The sequence below is a fragment of the Prevotella sp. C561 genome (assembly GCF_000224595.1).
Classification (GTDB): Bacteria; Bacteroidota; Bacteroidia; order Bacteroidales; family Bacteroidaceae; genus Prevotella; species Prevotella jejuni.
The window spans coordinates 1-1,004 of record NZ_JH114194.1 but is presented as its reverse complement, the minus strand read 5'-3'; the positions used below and the strand labels follow the sequence as shown (position 1 = coordinate 1,004).

The window sequence follows — 1,004 nt, the reverse complement described above, 5'->3', positions numbered from 1 at the left end:
TATTGACGTGACATTTTGGTATTTATCCATTGATTTGGGACTTTTCTGGGGTTCTTGGTTCTTGCATAGGCATGAAATCCCCCCACCCAAACCCAATGGGGGATATGATATCCACAAAGAAATACTGTTTATTCAAGGAATACTTCAGAGTAGTATGTTTTATTTGTATATAGGTTCAGAACGTTCTGCCTTCCCGTTCTCACCCATTTTGCTGGTACGCTGACAAAATGCAGGATAAAGGCTTTCAGTCTGCTTGTCTTTTTCAGCGGCTTGACCTTTTCGCTGATATGACGGACGAGATAGAGATAGAAGTTCTTCAGCATAGCGGTAACCATCATGAAAACCATTCTCAGCCATAAAGGAAAATGGCAGATGTGACCATCCGAAGTCATTGTTCTGTATGTCGAAGTTCTTTTCACTTGCCCCACGCTCATTATAGAATGTAATGATGTCCTTCTCGGTAGACACCCAGTCATTGGTGAGGATACAGCGGTATGTGTATATTACTCCGAACATATCCGTCCGTTGCTTGCCATCCTTGTCTTTCAAAGGACTACGCTGTACGACAAGTCTGTATGACTTTCCTTCTATTAAGCTGTCCATGCTGATGGATGTGACATCGCATTTCTCATAGCCAATCTCAACGTTTTTCCATTCCTTCAACTGTTGGAAATTCTCGTAGCGACTGCCGCAGTTGGCAGCACGAATGTAGAACGTGTTGCAGCGCTGCTCTACGGTTTGTATGATTTCCTTTGAGAACGACCCGCAGTCAGCACGGAAACGCTCTATTACCACACCAAGTTCTGAGGTTACACGGTCCATAATGCGACGGAGCGTGTCTTCCTGATGGAATCTCACATTGGTGTTTCCGTCACGATTCTCACCTCCGACTATGATTCCTCCAATGGAAGCCCAACCAGGGAAATAACCAAAGTCCTGCTTGTAAGAATACTTTGCATCGAGCTTGGTGGCTGGAACGAACTGGTGGGTCAAAGTCCAGGTCA

At 44.9% G+C, this 1,004-nt stretch carries 1 pseudogene; it reads right to left on the bottom strand.

Annotated features, from left to right (window positions below):
- Positions 1-128: 128 nt before the first annotated feature.
- Positions 129-1,004 (bottom strand): annotated as a pseudogene (locus HMPREF0666_RS15905) (IS1380 family transposase); the annotation flags it as partial.